Annotated in this window: 9 protein-coding genes and 1 pseudogene; 7 read left to right on the plus strand and 3 right to left on the minus strand. The window is 72.9% G+C overall.

Going from position 1 to position 17,250, the window contains the following annotated elements; all coding sequences use genetic code 11:
• Together TFC3_RS38415 and TFC3_RS36630 are read left to right on the plus strand one after the other, a co-directional pair.
• Nucleotides 1-298, plus strand: a pseudogene (locus TFC3_RS38415) (hypothetical protein); the annotation flags it as partial.
• 395 nt (nucleotides 299-693) lie between these two features.
• A complete protein-coding gene (locus TFC3_RS36630) occupies nucleotides 694-1,551 on the plus strand; it encodes a helix-hairpin-helix domain-containing protein (RefSeq protein WP_067510370.1) in 858 nt (285 codons plus the stop codon).
• Nucleotides 1,552-1,616: 65 nt separating this feature from the next.
• On the opposite strand, the gene TFC3_RS34730 is transcribed toward TFC3_RS36630, so the two are convergent.
• A complete protein-coding gene (locus TFC3_RS34730) occupies nucleotides 1,617-1,991 on the minus strand; it encodes a VOC family protein (protein ID WP_067510371.1) in 375 nt (124 codons plus the stop codon).
• A gap of 180 nt (nucleotides 1,992-2,171) precedes the next feature.
• The gene (locus tag TFC3_RS34725) at nucleotides 2,172-2,588 is read right to left on the minus strand and encodes a VOC family protein (RefSeq protein ID WP_067510373.1); all 417 of its coding nucleotides are present in this window, start codon (nucleotides 2,586-2,588) and stop codon (nucleotides 2,172-2,174) included.
• A gap of 105 nt (nucleotides 2,589-2,693) precedes the next feature.
• On the opposite strand from TFC3_RS34725, the gene TFC3_RS34720 reads away from it, so the two are divergent.
• From TFC3_RS34720 to TFC3_RS34700, 5 genes are all read left to right on the plus strand, one after another.
• Complete coding sequence (locus TFC3_RS34720) at nucleotides 2,694-3,407, plus strand: energy-coupling factor ABC transporter permease (RefSeq protein WP_067510375.1); 714 nt, start codon at nucleotides 2,694-2,696, stop codon at nucleotides 3,405-3,407.
• Nucleotides 3,404-3,781 (plus strand): PDGLE domain-containing protein, encoded by a 378-nt coding sequence (locus TFC3_RS34715; RefSeq protein WP_067510377.1) that lies wholly within the window; start codon nucleotides 3,404-3,406, stop codon nucleotides 3,779-3,781. Before TFC3_RS34720 ends, TFC3_RS34715 begins: the two co-directional genes overlap by 4 nt.
• Entirely contained in the window at nucleotides 3,782-4,537 is a 756-nt protein-coding gene (gene cbiQ / locus TFC3_RS34710; RefSeq protein ID WP_067510379.1) for a cobalt ECF transporter T component CbiQ, read from the plus strand.
• The gene (locus tag TFC3_RS34705) at nucleotides 4,534-5,274 is read left to right on the plus strand and encodes an energy-coupling factor ABC transporter ATP-binding protein (RefSeq protein ID WP_067510381.1); all 741 of its coding nucleotides are present in this window, start codon (nucleotides 4,534-4,536) and stop codon (nucleotides 5,272-5,274) included. The genes cbiQ and TFC3_RS34705 overlap by 4 nt, the downstream gene beginning before the upstream one ends.
• Nucleotides 5,275-5,386: 112 nt before the next feature.
• Nucleotides 5,387-15,823, plus strand: a complete 10,437-nt coding sequence (locus TFC3_RS34700; protein ID WP_153040630.1) for a hypothetical protein — start codon at nucleotides 5,387-5,389, stop codon at nucleotides 15,821-15,823.
• A gap of 141 nt (nucleotides 15,824-15,964) precedes the next feature.
• On the opposite strand, the gene TFC3_RS34695 is transcribed toward TFC3_RS34700, so the two are convergent.
• Nucleotides 15,965-17,227 (minus strand): DUF1479 domain-containing protein, encoded by a 1,263-nt coding sequence (locus tag TFC3_RS34695; protein ID WP_236718632.1) that lies wholly within the window; start codon nucleotides 17,225-17,227, stop codon nucleotides 15,965-15,967.
• Nucleotides 17,228-17,250 lie beyond the last annotated feature (23 nt).

The following is a 17,250-nucleotide window of genomic DNA, read 5'->3' on the forward strand; positions in this document are numbered from 1 at the left end:
GGTCGGGGTGGTGGCGCTGACCGGGGGCGCGAGCCGGATCAGCGTGGCGTTGCCGCCGCCGGACGGGACTTTGACCGTGCGCATGTCGGGCGGGGCGAGTTTGCTGGAGGTGCGAACCTCGCACGCTGTGCCGGTGCGCGTGCGGGTGGCGCGCGGGGCCGGGCAGGTGGTGCTGGCCGGCAAAACCCATGAAGGCGTGGCTGCTGGGGGTACGTTCACCTCGCTGGCCTGGGATGATGCGGCTGACCGGGTGGACGTCGACGCAGCGGCCGGGGTATCCGCACTGACCGTCTCCTGACGCCGGCGCGGGATGCCGACGCCATCGGGCGTCCACACCGGCCGTTCTCGAGGCGGACGCGGGCTCAGGACAAGCCCAAGTGGCCGCTTGCTGTCCAGGGCCACCATGTCGGCAGACCGGCGAGCGAACCGGACTTCCCGGGCACCCGGACCGCCGCACCCCGAGGCCGGGGACGGCGATGCAGCGACGCTCCCCTATGATGCGCGCTACATCAAGCACCCGTAGCCGTCCGGAGGCAAGCCGTGCAACCGTTTCTCTTCCTCGTCGGCGGGCTCGTGGTCGGGGGGATAGCCGGCTGGTTCGCCCGCGGCGCCCGACCCGCCCCTGCCGCCCGGCCGGTCCCCTCCGCCTCGGGCACGTCTGCTGGCTCCGAATCAGGTGGTGCGCCGGCTGCTGTGGCTGCGCCGGTGCGGGGCGTTGCGGCGGAGCCGGGCGTTGCGGTGGAGCAGGGCGCGGTGGCCGTGGCGGATTCCGTTGATGGGGAGCGGGACCCGGAAGCGGAAGGCGCAGCGGAAGGCGAGCGCGCGGCCGAGGAAGAACGCGCCGCCGAAGCGGAACGCGCCGCCCAGGAAGAGCGCGCCGCGGAAGTGGAGCGCGAGGCCGAGGAACAGCGCGAGGCCGAGGAACGGCGCGTCGCGGAAGTGGAGCGCGAGGCCGAGGAACAGCGCGAGGCCGAGGAACGGCGCGTCGCGGAAGCAGAGCAGGCCGCGCAAGAGCGGGCCGCGGAAGCGCGGCGCGCGGCAGAAGCGGAACAAGCCGCGGAGGCGCAGCGCGCCGCCGAAAAGGAACGGGCCGCGGAGGCAGAGCGCGCCGCCGAGGTGCAGGACCGAGAGCCCGTACCCGTGAGCGAGCCGAGGCCCGAGCCGATCCCGGTCGCGCAGGCCCCCGAACCCACAGCCGTCTCCCTCGAGCCAGTGGCCCCGAAGCCCGTCACGACCACCGCAGCGCCGTTCATCCCGGCGCAGGCCACCAGCCCCGACGGGAACCAACCCGCGGCCATCGCCCCGCAAGCCGCTCTCAGCGTCGAGCCGCACCCCGTGCTCACGCATGAGCCGGACGACCTGACCAGGATCGCGGGCATCGGGCCGAAGATGGCCATGGCTCTCGCGGCCGGTGGCATCACCACGTTCGAGGAGCTGGCCGCTGCTGACGTGGGCACGCTCAAGGCGACCATCACCGCGGCCGGGATGCGCCTCGCGCCGACCATCGCCTTCTGGCCCGAACGCGCCCAGGCCCTGGCCGCAACGAAATAGCCGCAACGAACAGAGCTCACCGAGGTGCAGCCCCGGACCGATGAGAGGTCCGGGGCTGCACCACCTCAGAGGTACGGCCGGCTGATGATCTCGATCGCGTGGCCGGCGGGGTCCTTGAAGTAGAAGCCCTGGCCGCCGTGCTCGGCGTTCACCTCACCGGGTCGTTTCATCTGGGGGTCCGCCCAGTAGGTGATGCCCCGCCCGGCGATGGTGGCCAGGCAGCGGTCGAACAGGTCGTCGTCGACCAGGAACGCGTAGTGCTGCATCTGGATATCCACCGGCGGCTCGGCGAACTGCAGCAGGACTCCCTCGTCGAGTTGCACGTTGAGGAACAGGCCCCACGACGGGGCTTCCGGCAGCTCGAACAGGTCACGGTAGAACTGCGCCGAAACGGCTTTGTCCTTGGCGGCGATGATGGTGTGGTTGAAGCGGACTGGCATGCGTACCGTCTTCCCGGTCGGTGAAAGAACCCGGCCGGACGCTCACAGCGACCCCAACCACGGAAAAGACCCGGATGCCACGCACCCGGAAATTCCACGCACTGTGCGTGGCGGCTGAAGAAGCCAGAACCTCCGGGGGTAGGCCCATCTGGGGCGCACCCGGAGGTTAGCACAGCCACTTCAGTGCAGGCAGAACTCGTTGCCCTCGGGGTCGCGCAGCACGTACGTCAACGGTCCCCGGTCACTGTGCGCCTCGAACAGCGACGCCCCCAGCCCGATCAGCCGTTCCACCTCGTCGGTCTTCTTCTCGTCGGGTACGTGGATGTCCAGGTGCACGCGGTTCTTCACGGTCTTGCCCTCGGGCACGCGCTGGAAGTACAGCCGGGGTTCCGTGCCGGCGGGGTCGCTGACCGCTGCCACCTCGCGGAAGGCCGGGCGACCCCCGATCTGCACGCGGTCCTCGGCGGGCATGCGGCCCGAGGCCACGAGCTGGTCGACCAGCGCCGAGTGATCTTCCACGACACACCCGAGCACGGCTGCCCAAAATTGGGCCTGGGCGTGGGGATCTGCGCAGTCAAAGGTCACCTGGGTCCGCATGGGACGTCATTGTGCCGTACGCATGTGACGTAGTTGCCAATACTATGCAACAACAACAGTAGCGCCATATGCTGCGGGAACGAGCGCGTTCCTGGGGAGGAATCGATGCAGGTACAGGCGATGCACATCGCCAACGGGATCGTGGACGGGCCGGTCTCGGCGATGTTTGCTGTGTTCGCCGCGCTGGCGCTCGCGTTCTGCGTGTGGCGGGCCCGGGCGGACCTCGACGACCGCCTCGCCCCGATGGCCGGGCTGGTCGCGGCCTTCATCTTTGCCGTGCAGATGCTCAACTTCCAGGTCCTGCCGGGCGTCTCGGGGCACCTGCTGGGCGGCGCGCTGGCCGTGGTGCTGGTCGGCCCGTGGGTGGGCGCGCTGTGCGTGTCGACCGTGCTGATCGTGCAGTGCCTGCTGTTCGCCGACGGCGGGCTCACCGCGCTGGGTCTCAACATCACGAACATGGCTCTGATCGGCACGGCCGCAGGTTACCTGCTGGTCGCCGCGCTCATGCGCCTGCTCCCGAAGACCCCGGCCGGCGTCGGCGCCACCGCGTTCGTCGCCTCGGTCATCGGGGTCGTGCTGGCCTCGCAGGGCTTCGTGTTCGAGTACTGGCTGGGCGGCACCACCCACCTCTCGCTCGCCACCGTCTCCGGCACGATGGCCGGGGTGCACGTGCTGATCGGCATCGGGGAGGGCCTGATCGCCGCCACCACCGTGGCGACAGTGGCCCGGGTGCGCCCCGACCTGGTGTACGCGCTGCGCCGTTTCCGCCCGGCCGCCCCGGCGCCCAAGCCCGTTCCCGTGAAGGAGCCCGCGGCATGAGCAAGCGACTCGGCTGGTTCCTGGCCGGCGGCCTGCTGATCGCGCTGCTGCTGGCCGGGGTGGTCAGCAACTTCGCCTCGGGCAGCCCGGACGGCCTGGACGCCACGGCCCGCGAGGGCTGCACGGTCAACGCCGACGGCGAGATCACCGGCGGCACCTGCATGGCCCAGCAGGAGAAAAACCACCAGATGGCCGGCAGCCCCCTGGCCGGCTACGGCATCAAGGGCATCGACAACCCGTACCTGTCGACCGGGCTGTCCGGGGTGCTGGGCGTGCTGATCACCTTTGGCATCGGCGGCGGGGTGTTCTGGCTGGCGCGCCGGCGCGGCACCAAAGCCGCCGGGCTGGACCGCAGCGAGAAGGCCGGGGTCTGAGTGGGCGCCGGGCACGCGCATCCGCTGCATCTCGACCGGCCCAGCCCGGTGCACCGGCTCGCCCCCGAGGTCAAGATCGCGGCCACGCTGCTGTTCACGATCGTCGTGGTGGCCACGCCACGCGAGGAGTTCTGGGCGTTCGGCGGCTACGCGGTGCTGCTGGCGGTCGTGGCGGCCGTGGCCCGCGTACCGGGAAATTGGCTTCTGAAGCGCGCCTCCATCGAACTGCCGTTGGTGCTGCTGGCGATCGCCCTGCCGTTCGCCGGGCATGGCGAGCGGGTGACGTGGCTGGGCATGTCGCTGTCGGTCGACGGGCTGTACGGCGCCTGGAACATTTTCGCCAAGGGCACCCTGGGCGTGGTCGCCTCGCTGTTGCTGGCCGCGTCGACCACGATGCGTGACCTCATCCTCGGGCTGGACCGGCTGCGCTGCCCCGCCGTTTTCACCCAGATCGCCACGTTCATGCTGCGCTACCTCGACATCCTGGCCGACGACGCGCGGCGCATGCGCGTCGCCCGGCTCTCACGCGGCTACGATCCGAGGTTCCTGTGGCAGGTCAAGGCGTTCGCGGTGAGCGTCGGGTCACTGTTCCTGCGGGCCTACGAACGAGGTGAACGGGTGTATCTGGCGATGGTGTCGCGCGGCTACGACGGGCGGCTGCCGCGCGCGGGGCGCGACAAGGCCACGCCCCGCCAGTGGGTGCAGTCGGCGGCGTTGCCCGTGGCGGCCGCGGCCATTGCGGTGATGGCCAGTTGAGCCTGTCCATCAAGGACCTGACGTTTGCCTACCCCGATGGCAGCGTCGCGTTGCGCGGCGTGAACCTCGAGGTGGGTGACGGCGACCGGGTGGCGCTGCTGGGCCCGAACGGCGCCGGCAAGACCACGCTGGTGCTGCACCTCAACGGTGTGCTGCACGGCGGTGCGGGCACGGTCGAGGTCGGAGGGTTGCGCGTCGAGGCCCGTGACCGCGCCCGGCTCGCCGAGATCCGCCGCCGGGTCGGGATCGTCTTCCAGGACCCCGATGATCAGCTGTTCATGCCCACAGTGGCCGAGGATGTCGCGTTCGGACCGGCGAACCTGGGGATGCGCGGTGCCGAGCTGCAGGCGCGGGTGGACGAGGCGCTCGAGGCGGTGGGGATGGCCGCACACCGCGATCAGGTGCCGCACCACCTGTCGTTCGGTCAGCGCCGCAGGGTTGCCGTGGCCACGGTGCTGGCGATGCGCCCCGAGCTGCTGGTGCTCGACGAGCCGTCGTCCAACCTGGACCCGGCGAGCCGGCGCGAACTGGCCGAGATCCTCGAGCGGCTGCCGGTGACCGTGCTGATGGTGACGCACGATTTGCCGTACGCGATGCAGCTCTGCCCCCGCTCGGTCATTCTCGATGGCGGCCTGATCGTCGCGGACGGCCCAACCCCGCAGATCCTGGCCGATGAGACCTTGCTGCATGCCCACCGCCTGGAGCTTCCCTACGGCTTTCATCCGGTACGCCCATAGCGCCCGCCACCGCCGGGTGCCCGCGCCGGCAAGGTGCACCCCGCATCGGCCAGGTGTCCGTAAAATCCGGAAACTGAGGACTGCTCGCATAAGTCCGTTCTAGGGTTCGCTCGTGGCAACGAGGGCTTCCCGGCCGCTGGGTTCCGGGACGATGAAAAAGGTGGCGGCGGCCACCGCGACACTGCTGGTCGCCGCGCTGGCGGGCCCGCCATTAGCCGCGTATGCCGATGTGGGGCCGGTGAGCGTGAGCGCGCAGGGGGCGCGCATCGCGGTCAACGTGCTGGGCGGCGTGGCGCCGGTCACCATCAACCAGCCGGACCCCGCCAAGACCTGGTCGACCTCCACCGGCGGCGCCGCCAGCACCGCCAGCGTCGCGGGCGCCACGATTTCCAGCGTGCTCAACCTCGCAGCGGTCACCGCGTCGGCCGGCCCGGTCACCGGGGGTGCCACGGCCACCGCGGGCACCGCCGGGCTCAGCGTGCTGGGCCTGCTCAACGTGGGCGCAGTCAGCACCAGTTGCACCATGTCGGCTTCCACGATCGCGACGACCACCGACGTCGCCAACCTGACGCTGGCCGGGGCGAACGTCAACCCGGACGTCAACCTGGCGATCGGGTTGCCCGGCGTGCTGAACGCCATTATCGACAAGCGGATTGCCGCGTACAACGCCGCGAGCGGGCGGCTGGACTACACCGTGCGGGCGATCGACCTGAGCCTGCTCGAAGAGGGCCCGGTGGTCAACGGCTCGGTGATTGTGGGCGAATCCAAGTGCTCGGGCATCGTGAAGCTCGGCGCGGTGAACCTGGCCGCCGCCGCGCTGGCCCCGGGCGAGAACGGCACCCCGAAGGTCACCGTCACCAACACCGGCGACATCGCGGCGCCGGCCACCACGATCCGCATTCCGTTGCCGCCCACCGGCTACACGCTGGGCACGCCCACCGTCACCGGCGGCGGCACCTGCACGACCAGCACCACCCACGTCATCTGCACCGCGGTGACCGTGCCGGGCGGCGGCAACGCGGTCGTGTCGCTGCCCGTCGCGCTGGCCTCCTCGGCCGGCTCGGCGGCGAACTGGGCCCCGGCGGCCGGAACCATCACCGCGGTGAGCACGCCGATCAGCGGCGTCACCGGCACCACGATCAGCGTGACCGGCGGCGGCACCCTGGTCACCCGCCAGCCCGCGCGCAGCACCGGCGGCTCGATCACTGCCGACCCGATGACGGTGGCCGCGGGCAAGGCCACCACCACCACGATCACCGTGAACAACGACGGCCCGTCGGATGCCACCACCACGGTGAGCATCCCGCTGGCGGGTAAGCCAGCCGGGGTCTCGATCGCCTCGGCGACCGTCGGCGGCACCGCGTGCTCGGTGGACGCCACCGCGATCTCCTGTTCCGGGGTCACCGTCCCGGGCGGCGGCAGCGCCACCATCGCCGTGCGGGCCGCGGCCACCACGACCACCGCGCCGGGCACCACCTGGACCGTGACCGGCATGCAGGCCACGCTCAACGGCACCGCGATCAGCGGGCAGGGCCGGGTGCTCACCGTCAGCGACCCCGACGTCAACCTCGACACCGGCGTCTCGATCACCCCGGCCACCGCGGTCCCCGGCGGCGGCCCGGCAACGCCGAAGGTCAGAGTGGCCAACCTGGGCATCATCCCGGCCACCGGCACCACCATCACGCTGCCCGCGCCCCCGGCCGGCTACACCGCCGGCACGGTCACCACGACCGGTGGGGGCACCTGCACCACCACCGCCGGCATCCGCTGCACCGGCGTCACCGTCCCGGCCACCGGCTCGATCACCGTGTCCCTCCCGGTGACGCTGGGTGCCGGGGTCACGGCGCCGTGGACGGCCACGGCAGACGCCCCGGTCACCGCAACGAGCGGGGATTCCACCGGCACGGTCACCGGCACGATCGTCACCGCCGACCCGCGCTGGACCCTGGGTGCCAGCGCCACCGGCCCGGCCGCGCGCACCGTGCGCCCCGGTCAGAACGCCACGATGACGATCACCGTCAGGGACAACGGCCCGTCCGACGCGCGCGGCGCCGGCTTCGTGGTGGTGGCCCCGCAGGGCACCACGTTCGGCACGCTGAGCGGGGCTGCCGCGGCCTGCACCCAGCTCTCCCCCACCACGCTGCGCTGCACCCAGGACATCCCGGCGGCGGGCCCGGCGGTGACGCTGAGCGTCCCGCTGGCCGTGTCCGCCTCGGCCGACCCTGCCGTCCCGCTGACCGGCGGGTGCGTGAGCCTGGACAACGACACCGACTGCGCCGGTACGAGCGACGTCGCGCTGCCTTCGATCCAGCTGCGCACGCCCATCGCCAACCGGCTCACCGTCACCACCACCCCCGCCACCGTCGTCCCGGGCCGTTCGGACACCGGCGTGGTGACCCTGACCTCGACCCAGGACGAGGACGACCTGACGGTCACGATCCCGCTCACCGGCCTGCCGGCCGGGTTCACCGCGAGCACCGCCACCGGCCCGGCCGGGTCGTCGTGCACCGCCGGATCCGCCGCGCTGACCTGCACCGGGGTGCGGCTGAGCGCGGGCCGCGCGGCCACCATCGATGTGCCGGTGGCGCTGGCGTCCGCGGTGACCCCGCCGGCCACCTGGACCGTCAGCCCGCTGACCGTGTCCGACAGCGGGGAGCAGCTGAGCACCAGCGGCGCGCTGGCCAGCGCGGGCACCCCGGTGTACCAGCTGACCGCCGAGGTCAGCGGGCCGGCCGACAACACCGTCGAGCCGGGGCAGACCACCAGCCTGGCGCTGACCGTCAGCAACGCCGGGCCCTCGGACGCGCCCGCCGCCCCGTTCGGCGTGCTGGCCCCGGCCGGCACCACGTTCGCCCCGCTCGCCGGGGAATCGGCCACCGCGTGCCGGCTGTCCGCGGACTCCACCAGCGCCGCCTGCACGGTCACGCTGGCCGCCGGGGTCAGCACACCGCAGCTCGTGCTGCCGGTGAACATCCCGGCCGGCGCGGACGTCAACACCCCGCTCGGCGGCGGCTGCGTGGACCTGGACAACAACGGCTCCTGCGGGGGCGCACCCGACGTGCGGTTCGACCCGATCGAGCTCAAGGTGCCGTTCGCCCAGCAGGTAACGGTGACTGCGGCCCCGGCCACGGTGACGCCTGGCGACGACGACGCCGCGACGCTGAACGTCAACGCGGTGCACGGTGACCTCAGCGGGTTGACCATCACGGTGCCGCTGGCGCTGCCGAGCGGGGTGACGGTCAGCCGGGCCACGGTGGGCGGCTCGGCGTGCCCGGTGCTGGGGGGCCAGATCGTGTGCAGCGACGTCGCGGTCGGGAACGGCGCCAGCGCCGCCATCGCCATCACCGTGCACGCCGCCTCGGACGCGGCCCAGGGCACCTCCTGGACGGCGGCCGGCATCACGGTCGCCAAGGGCAGCGAGTCGATCACGGCGTCGGAGCAGCTCGCCACCATTGGCGCTGCCGAGTACACGCTGCGCGCCACGGTGACCGTGCCCGACCAGGGGACGCTGGAGCCGGGGCAGAGCGGCACCCTGGGCGTACAGGTGGACAACCTCGGACCCTCCGATGCCACCGCCGCCACCATCGGGGTGCTCGCCCCGACCGGCGCGACGCTCGGCACGCCCGCCGACGCCGCCTGCAGCCTGGTCACCGCGACCCGAGCGACCTGCACGTTCAACCTGACCGCGGCGGGCGCACCGCTGGACTTCGCGTTCCCGTTCACCATCGACGCGGGCGCCGACCCCAGCCAGCGGCTGACCGGCGGGTGCATCGACCTGGACGCCGACGGCGTGTGCGGGTCCGGCGACCCGGCCGTCACCGACATCTGGCTGGCCACCCCGCTGAGCCAGATCATCACCATCGGCACCGACGCGGGCACGGTCGTGCCCGGCGAGTCCGGCACCGGGCGCGTCACCCTGCGGGCCAACCGGCCGGTCAGCGGGCTGACCGTGAGCATCCCGCTGAGCCAGTTGCCGGCCGGGTTCACCGCCCCAGGCGCTCTCGTCGACGGCGGTTCCTGCTCGACCAGCGCCACCGACATCACCTGCTCCGGCGTGGACCTCACCGCCGGGGTACGCAAGGACGTGATCGTGCAGGTGGCGCTGGACTCGGCAGTGGTGCCACCGCTGACCTGGACCGCCACCGGCATCTCGGTGACCGACGGCACCGACAACGTCACCGCGAACGGCGCGATCGCTGCAGCGGGTGCACCCGTCACCGCCGTCACCGCCACCGTGACCGGCCCGGCCGACGGCACCGTCCCGGCCGGGGACACCACCACCCTGACCGTGGTCGCGGCCAACGCCGGGCCGTCGGATGCCACCGGGCGCGCGTTCACCGTCACCGCACCGCACGACACCACGTTCGGCACGCTCACCGGGGACGCGGCGAGTCGCTGCCAGGTCGCCGGGGACGCGCTGTCGGTGACCTGCACCGTCAGCCTGCCGGCCGGGACCAGCACGCCCGACCTGGCGCTGTCCCTGGTGGTGGCCGCGGGCGCCGACCCGTTCACCGCGCTGACCGGCGGCTGCGTCAACCTGTCGGGCAGCGCCGGCTGCTCGGGCACCGGAGACAGGAGCATCGACCCGATCGTGCTGAAGGTGCCCTTCGCCCGGCGCGCGCAACTGGTCACCACCAGCGCAGCGCCCGCCCCCGGCACCGAGGACACCGCCACCGTGGGCATCAAGGCGCTGCACGGCGACCTGAGCAACCTGAGGCTGACCATCCCGCTCGCCTCGGTGCCCGCCTCGCTGAGCGTCACGCCCGCCGACGCCGCCTGCACCGCCTTTCCGGGCCAGATCGTGTGCACCGGGCTCGACGTCACCGACCAGCAGACCGCCGGGGTGACCCTGCGCGTACGGGCGACCGCCGCCGCGTCCCCCGGCACCGCCTGGACCGCCACGGGGGTCGTGGCCGACGCCGGCAGCGACAACCAGCTGACCGGCGACCCCCAGCTCGCCCGGGTCGGCGCGCCGCAGGCCACCCTCGCCGCGACCACCACCGCCCCCGACCCGGCGATCCTGCCAGGCGGCACCGGCACCCTGCGCGTCGACGTGGACAACCTCGGTCCGTCCGACCTGGCCGCCGCCACCATCGGCATCGACGTGCCCACCGGCGCCACCCTGGGCTCACTGAGCGCCCCGACTTCCCAGGTGTGCACCGCGAACGCCGGTGGCACCCGGCTGACCTGCACCTTCCCGCTCGCTGCGGATGACACGCCCCGCCGGTTGGACGTGCCGCTGAGGGTGAGCGCCACCGCCGACCCGGGCCAGCCGCTCACCGGCGGCTGCGTCGACCTGAACAACGACGGCGCCTGCGCCGAACCGGCCGACCAGCCAATTCCCGGTCTCGAGCTGGCCACCCCGTTCACCCAGCAGGTCACCATCAGCACCGACCCGGTCACCGTCACCCCGGGCCGCACCCGGGTGGCCCGCGTCGTGGTGGGCACCGACCCGCAGCAGAGCGGCCTGAGCATCGTCATCCCGCTCGCCGACCGGCCCGGCGAGGTCATCGTCGGCACCCCCAGCGTGGCGCCCAGCGGCACCTGCACCAGCGACGCCACCGCGATCCGCTGCACCGGCGTGGACCTCGCCGCCGGCAGCGCCGCCCGGGTGGCCATCCCGCTGTCGGTCACCGCGGCGGCGGCCGCTGGGCAGACGTGGACGGCGACCGGCATCACCGCGAGCAACCCGGGCGGCGACACCGCCACCGGCAGCGGCGTGCTGCTACGCACCGGCCCGGCCGCGTACACGCTGACCGGCTCGGCCAGCGGCCCGGACGCCGGGACGGTGCTGCCCGGTGGAACCGCCGACGTGACGCTCACCCTGGGCAACACCGGCCCGTCGGATGCCACCGACGCCCCGGTCGCCGTGACCGCGCCCAGCGGCACCACGTTCGGTGACCTCGCCGGCCCGGCCGCGCGGAGCTGCACCGCCACCACCAGTACCACGCTGAGCTGCCGGCTCACCCTGCCGGCGACCGCCGACCCGGTCGTGTGGACGCTGCCGGTGCAGATCCCGGCCGGCGCCGACGCCTCGGTGGCGATCACCGGTGGCTGCGCCGACCTGGACGGCGACAACGCGTGCGGCGGCACCAACGACCTCGTGCTGCCCGACATCTCGCTGCGCGCGCCGCTGGGCTCGGTGCTCACGGTCAGCGCCGGCAACCCGTCGATCACCCCCGGCGCCACCGGTACGGCCAACCTGCGCGTCGCCGCCACCCAGGAACGCACCGGGTTGAGCGTCGCAGTGGACACCACCACCCTGCCCGCCGGGCTGAGCATCACCGGCGCGGGCCCGGCCTGCACCGTGACGACCGGCGCGGTCACCTGCACCGGCGTCGGCATCGCGGCCGGCGGCACCTTCGCCGTCCCGCTGGCCCTGAGCGCCGCCGCCGACGCCGACCCGGCCGGGTGGACCCCGGCGGTCACCATCACCGGCGGCGGTGAAACCGTCGACCGCAGCCCGGCCACCGCCACGATCGGCGCGCCGGTGCACCCGCTGAGCGTGGACGTGGAGGTCCCGGCGCCCGGAACGCTGCTGCCCGGCGGCACCGGCGAACTCGCGGTCACCCTGACCAACGACGGACCCTCGCTGTACCGCCAGGCCCGGGTGCAGTTCAAGGCGCCCACCGGCACCACCTTCGGCCCGCTGGGCGTCCCGGCAGCCACGTTCTGCACGGGCACCGCCGCGCTGGTCGACTGCACCGCCGACCTGCCCGCCGGGGACCGCGAGTTCACCCTCACGCTGCTGGTGCCGGGTACCGCCGACCCGGACAGCCCGCTGGACGACGGGTGCGCCGACCTCAACCTCGACGGCGACTGCACCTCCCCGCCGGACGGCTACTTCCCGCCGATCGTGCTGGCCTCGCCGCTGAGCGCCGACGCGCGGGTCAGCACCGAAGCAGGCACCGCCGTACCGGGTGGGGCGGCCACCACCGGTTACGTTGTGGTCGACGCCGACCGGGCGATCACCGGGCTGACCGCCACCGTCGCGGCCACCGCCGTACCGGCTGGCCTGACGATCACAAGGGTCACCGGCCCCGACGGCTCGGTGTGCACGATCAGCGGCACCGCGATCTCGTGCACCGGCGTGGACCTGGCCGCCGGGCAGCACCGGGTCATCGCGGTCACCGCCACCGCGGCGGCGAACCTGCCCGCCGGGATCACCTGGGCGCCGCAGGTGACCCTGCGCAGCTCCGACGGCCGGAGCACCTCGGCCACCGGCACGCTGATCAGCACCGGGACGCCGGTCGCGCCGGTTTCATACGCGCTGGGCACCACCGCCGGGACCACCGAGCCGGGCGCCACCACCACGCTCACCGTTACCGTGCGCAACGCCGGGCCCTCCGACGCCACCGGGGTCACCACCAGCGTGCTCGCGCCGCAGAGCACCACGTTCGGCACGCTCACCGGGCAGGCCGCGACGAACTGCACCCCGGCCGGCGACACCCGGCTGGACTGCCGCTTCGACCTCGCCGCGAGCGCACAACCGCTGATCTGGTCGATTCCGGTGCTGGTGGCGGCCACCGCCGACCCGGTCACCACGCTGGGCGGCGGGTGCCTGGACCGCTCCGGCGACAACACCTGCGGCACCGGCGACGACCCGCTGCCGGGCATCGCGTTGCGCCGCACGCTGGGACAGGCGCTGACCGTCATCGCCGGCAACGCCGCGATCACCCCGGGACGTACCGGCACAGCCACCGTCACCGTCGCCTCGGCCGATGCGCGCAGCGGCCTGGACGTCACGATCCCGTTCGCGGATCTGCCCGCCGGTCTCAGCGTCACCGCGGCCCGCCAGGGCGGTACGGACTGCGTCATCGGCACCACCGACGTCACGTGCTCGGGCGTCACCCTCGCGGCCGGGGCGAGCACCGGCATCGCTTTGTCGCTGTCGGCCACCGCGAACGCGACGCCGGGCGCGGCCTGGTCCCCGGCCGTGGCGATCTCGCAGGCCGCCGCCAGGGTCACCCGCACCGTCACCGCGGCCACCGTGGGCACCGCGACCTCGACGCTGACCGTGACGGTCGTGCCCCCGGCCGCCGGTACGGTCCAGCCCGGCGGCACCGGCACCCTGGCTGTGACTGTCCGCAACAGCGGGCCGTCCAACGCGCTGGCGCACCGGCTCACCTTCACCGCGCCGGGAAGCACCACGTTCGGCACGCCGCCGGTGGACTACTGCTCGGTGGACGCGGCGGGTACCACGGCCACGTGCACGGTTGATGTGGCCGCGGCCGCTTCGCTGCAGTTCACGCTGCCGGTCACCGTGTCCGCGACCGCCGACCCGGGCACTGCGCTGGGCGGCGGCTGCGTGGACACCGACAGCGACGGCACCTGCGACAGCCCGGTCCCGCCGATCGAGTTGGGTACGCCGCTGAGCGGGCGGGTGCGGGTAAGCGTGGCAGGCGCAACGGTCACTCCTGGACGTACCGGCAATGCTGTGGTCCGCGCAACCAGCAGCGCAGCCGTCACCGGCGCCACGGTCTCGCTCCCGCTCGCAGCTCTGCCCGCCGGACTGACGGTCACGGGATTCGGTGGTCCCGCCGGATCCACCTGTACGCGGACCAGCTCGGCGATCACCTGCAGCGGCGTCACCCTGGCCGCCGGTAGCACCGACGTCATCTCGCTGAGCGTCACCGCCACGCCCGCCCTGCGCGCCGGGGTCGCCTGGATCGCGAGCGGCATCACGCTGACCTCGGGCACCGAAAGCGTCACCGGCAGCGGCACCCTGGCCACCACCGGCGCCCCGGTCTCCGCGCTCACCGCCACGGTCACCGGTCCGACCGGCAACCTCGATCCGGGCGAGCTGACCTCGATGGCCGTCACGCTCAGCAACCCCGGCCCGTCGGACGCCACCGGCGTGACCGCCACCGTGTCCGCGCCCACCAACAGCACGTTCGGCGCGCTCTCGGGCCAGGCCGCGATCGACTGCAGCCCGAGCGGCACCACCGCGCTGACCTGCCGCTTCGACCAGGCCGTGGGCGCCGCGAAGACGTGGACCATCCCGGTGCAGGTGTCGGCGGCCGCGCAGGACCAGGACCCGGTCGGCAACGGCTGCGTGAGCATCGCGGGCGCATCCGGGGTGTGTGGCGGCTCGGCCACCGTGGTCAGCCAGGCCGCCGACCGGCCGGTCAGCGAGACCACCGACGTGACGCTGGCCCCCGGCACCATCGCGGCCGGGCGGTCCGGCACCGCCACGATCACTCTCAGCACCGCCGTCGACGAGTCGGCGCTGACGCTGACCGTCCCGCTGGGCACCCTGCCGGCCGGCCTGACCGTCGACGGCGCCAGCATCGGGGGCACCGGCTGCCCGGTCTCCGCCACGGCCATCACCTGCGCGGTCGACGCGCTGATCGCCGGCACCGATGCCACCGTGCAGATCGCGGTCAGCGTGGCCGCGACGGTCGCCACCGCCACGACCTGGAACGTCACCGGGGTCAAGCTGAGCAACAACGCCAACCCCAGCGACTTCCGCTCGGCCGGCGGCGTGCTGGTGACCACCTCGGCGGTCGGCTACACGGTGACGGCCACGGCCGGCGCACCGTCCATCCTCAAGCCGGCACCCGGTCAGACCACGGTGCTGCCGATCACGTTGACCAACAGCGGGCCGCTGGATGCCGACCCGTACACCGCGACGTTCGTGCTGCCCCCCGGCACGACACACGGCACGCTGCCGGACCGCTGCGCCGAGGGCGCGACGGCGAGCATCGTGACGTGCACGGTGTCGCTGGCGGCGGGCGAGAGCACCGACCTCGATCTGCCGCTGGTGATCGGGGGCGGCGCGACGCCCGGTTCGACGATCAGCGGCGGGTGCTTCGACGGCGACGCCAGCGGTACGTGCGGCTCGGACACCGACCTGGCGCTACCGAGCCTGGTGGTCAGCAAGGCGACGGTGGACCTGGACATCAGCTACAGCAACCCCAGGCCCTCCGGCGCCAAGGGTGCGACGGTGCTGCTGCGGTTGCCGTACAGCAACAACGGCTCGCAGAGCGCCGCGGATGTCACGTTCCTGATCGACCCGCCGGCGAACACGACGCTGACCAACGCGGCGGTGCTGCTGGACGCCTCGGCGGCGGAGTTCACCGCGGCCGCCACGTCGGCCGGCACCGTCGACATCGACTGCGAGCCGGCGCCGGACGCGGACGCCAACACGGTGACGTGCACCGGGCCGGATGCCTCGGTCGGGTCGAACAGCGAGCTGTGGCTGTACCTGGCGATCGCGAAGACCGCGAAGGCGGGTACGTACCCGGTGAACGTCATGATCAGCACGACCAGCGCCGAGGGTAACGTCGTCAACAACACGGCTACGGCTCAGCTGACAGTTGCCGGTTCACCCTCCACCAGCGACCCCAGCGATGCGGACGATTCCGACAAGTCCGGTGATGATGGAAACGGGGGCAATGGGGATAACGGCGGCTCGGGTGGTAGCGACAACCTGGCCAAGACCGGCCAGGACCTGACCGGCCTGATCCTGCTCGCCGTGCTGATGATCATCGGTGGTGGGGCGGCGCGCATCGCCGCCCGCAACCGCCGCACCCGGCCTCGCCCCTAGCGCTGGACCGGCCGCTTGAAACGGGCCGGGCGCTTGAAACGGGCCGGGCGCTTGAAACGGGCCGGGCGCTTGAAACGGGCCGGCCGCTTGAAACGGGCCGGGCGCTTGAAACGGGCCGGGCGCTTGAAACGGGCCGGGCGCTCAGGACAGGCCCAGCCCGTGCCGGCCGGTTTCGTTCAGGTCGGCCGGCTGGAAACGGTCCGCCCAGTCGCGTTCGTAGTGTTCCTCGGGGAAGTCGCTGGGGCTGGAGCCGGTGCGGAAGGCCTCACGCACCTCGGCGGCGTACCGCTCGTTGCGCGGGCACCACGGTGCTGCCGGGATGTACATGACGTTGCCCCAGCCGCGCTGGTTCGTCACCGGCGCCACGCTGTGGATCATGTCGGCGTGCCACCACACCGAGTCGCCTGCCTTGACGTCCGGGATGCCGGTGAGGGCGCGCATCAGCAGCGGATGCCACTTCTCGTTGGCCGGGAACACCTGGTTGACGGTGACCCCGCACATGTCGTCGTCCGGCACGTCGCTCAGCAGCGGGCGCAGCATCAGGTACGCCATCGCCTCGGGGATGGGCACGGTGTGCAGCACGCCCTGGTCGTGGTCCATGTCCGACAGCGCCGTCCAGCCCTGGAACGTGCGGAACGCCGAGCACATGGTGCTGCCCGGGTACTGCGGTCCGGCGGTGCGGTAGGCGGGGTCCCAGGGGTCGTACTGCTCGACCGAGCCGTCGAAGAGGTGCCGGAACGCCTTCTGGTAGGCCGAGGTCAGCCACAGGTCCAGCGTGCCGGGGTCCAGGTGGGTGCCCAGCCCGCCGGAGTCGGCGCCCTCGGGCCGGCGCCGGATGCGGTCGGGGTACAGCGAGTCGCGCTGGGGGTCGAACCAGGTGGTGCCCCCGGACTCGTGCTTCCACTGGCTGTTGAGGAAGGCCTGGACGGCAGCCATCCGCTCGCTCTGGCGGGCCTGCATCTGCGCCGGCGACCAGTAGATCGGGTAGATCTCGGGCTTGGAGCCCACGCTGCCGAAGAAGTCGTCGCCGGGGCCGCGGTAGTTTTCGAAGAACCGGTTGCCTTCCACGTACCGCACGATGTCGCGGTCCCAGCCCAGCGCCTGCTCGCGCTCGAAATGGCCCCGCACGACCAGACAGCCACGCCGCCGCACCAGGTCGAATTGCTCGCTGCTCACGGTGCCGGCGGCGATGTCGTCGTACCGGATGACGGGCCACACCTCTTCCCCGCGGGCCTTGGCCGCCTCGACCTGTTCGACCGCTGCATCGATGCGGCCCTCGACGACCGTGAAGACCTCGTCGACGGTACGGCCGGAGCTCGCGATCCGGGCCCGTAGAGCGGTCTTGACCTCGCGGATCGCCGCCCCGAGGTCGTCCGGCGGGCTCTCCCAATGCGGCAGCGTCATCATGTCAACCTTTCAAGTCAGGC

The organism is Actinoplanes sp. TFC3, from assembly GCF_001553785.1.
In the GTDB taxonomy this organism is placed as follows: domain Bacteria; phylum Actinomycetota; class Actinomycetes; order Mycobacteriales; family Micromonosporaceae; genus Actinoplanes.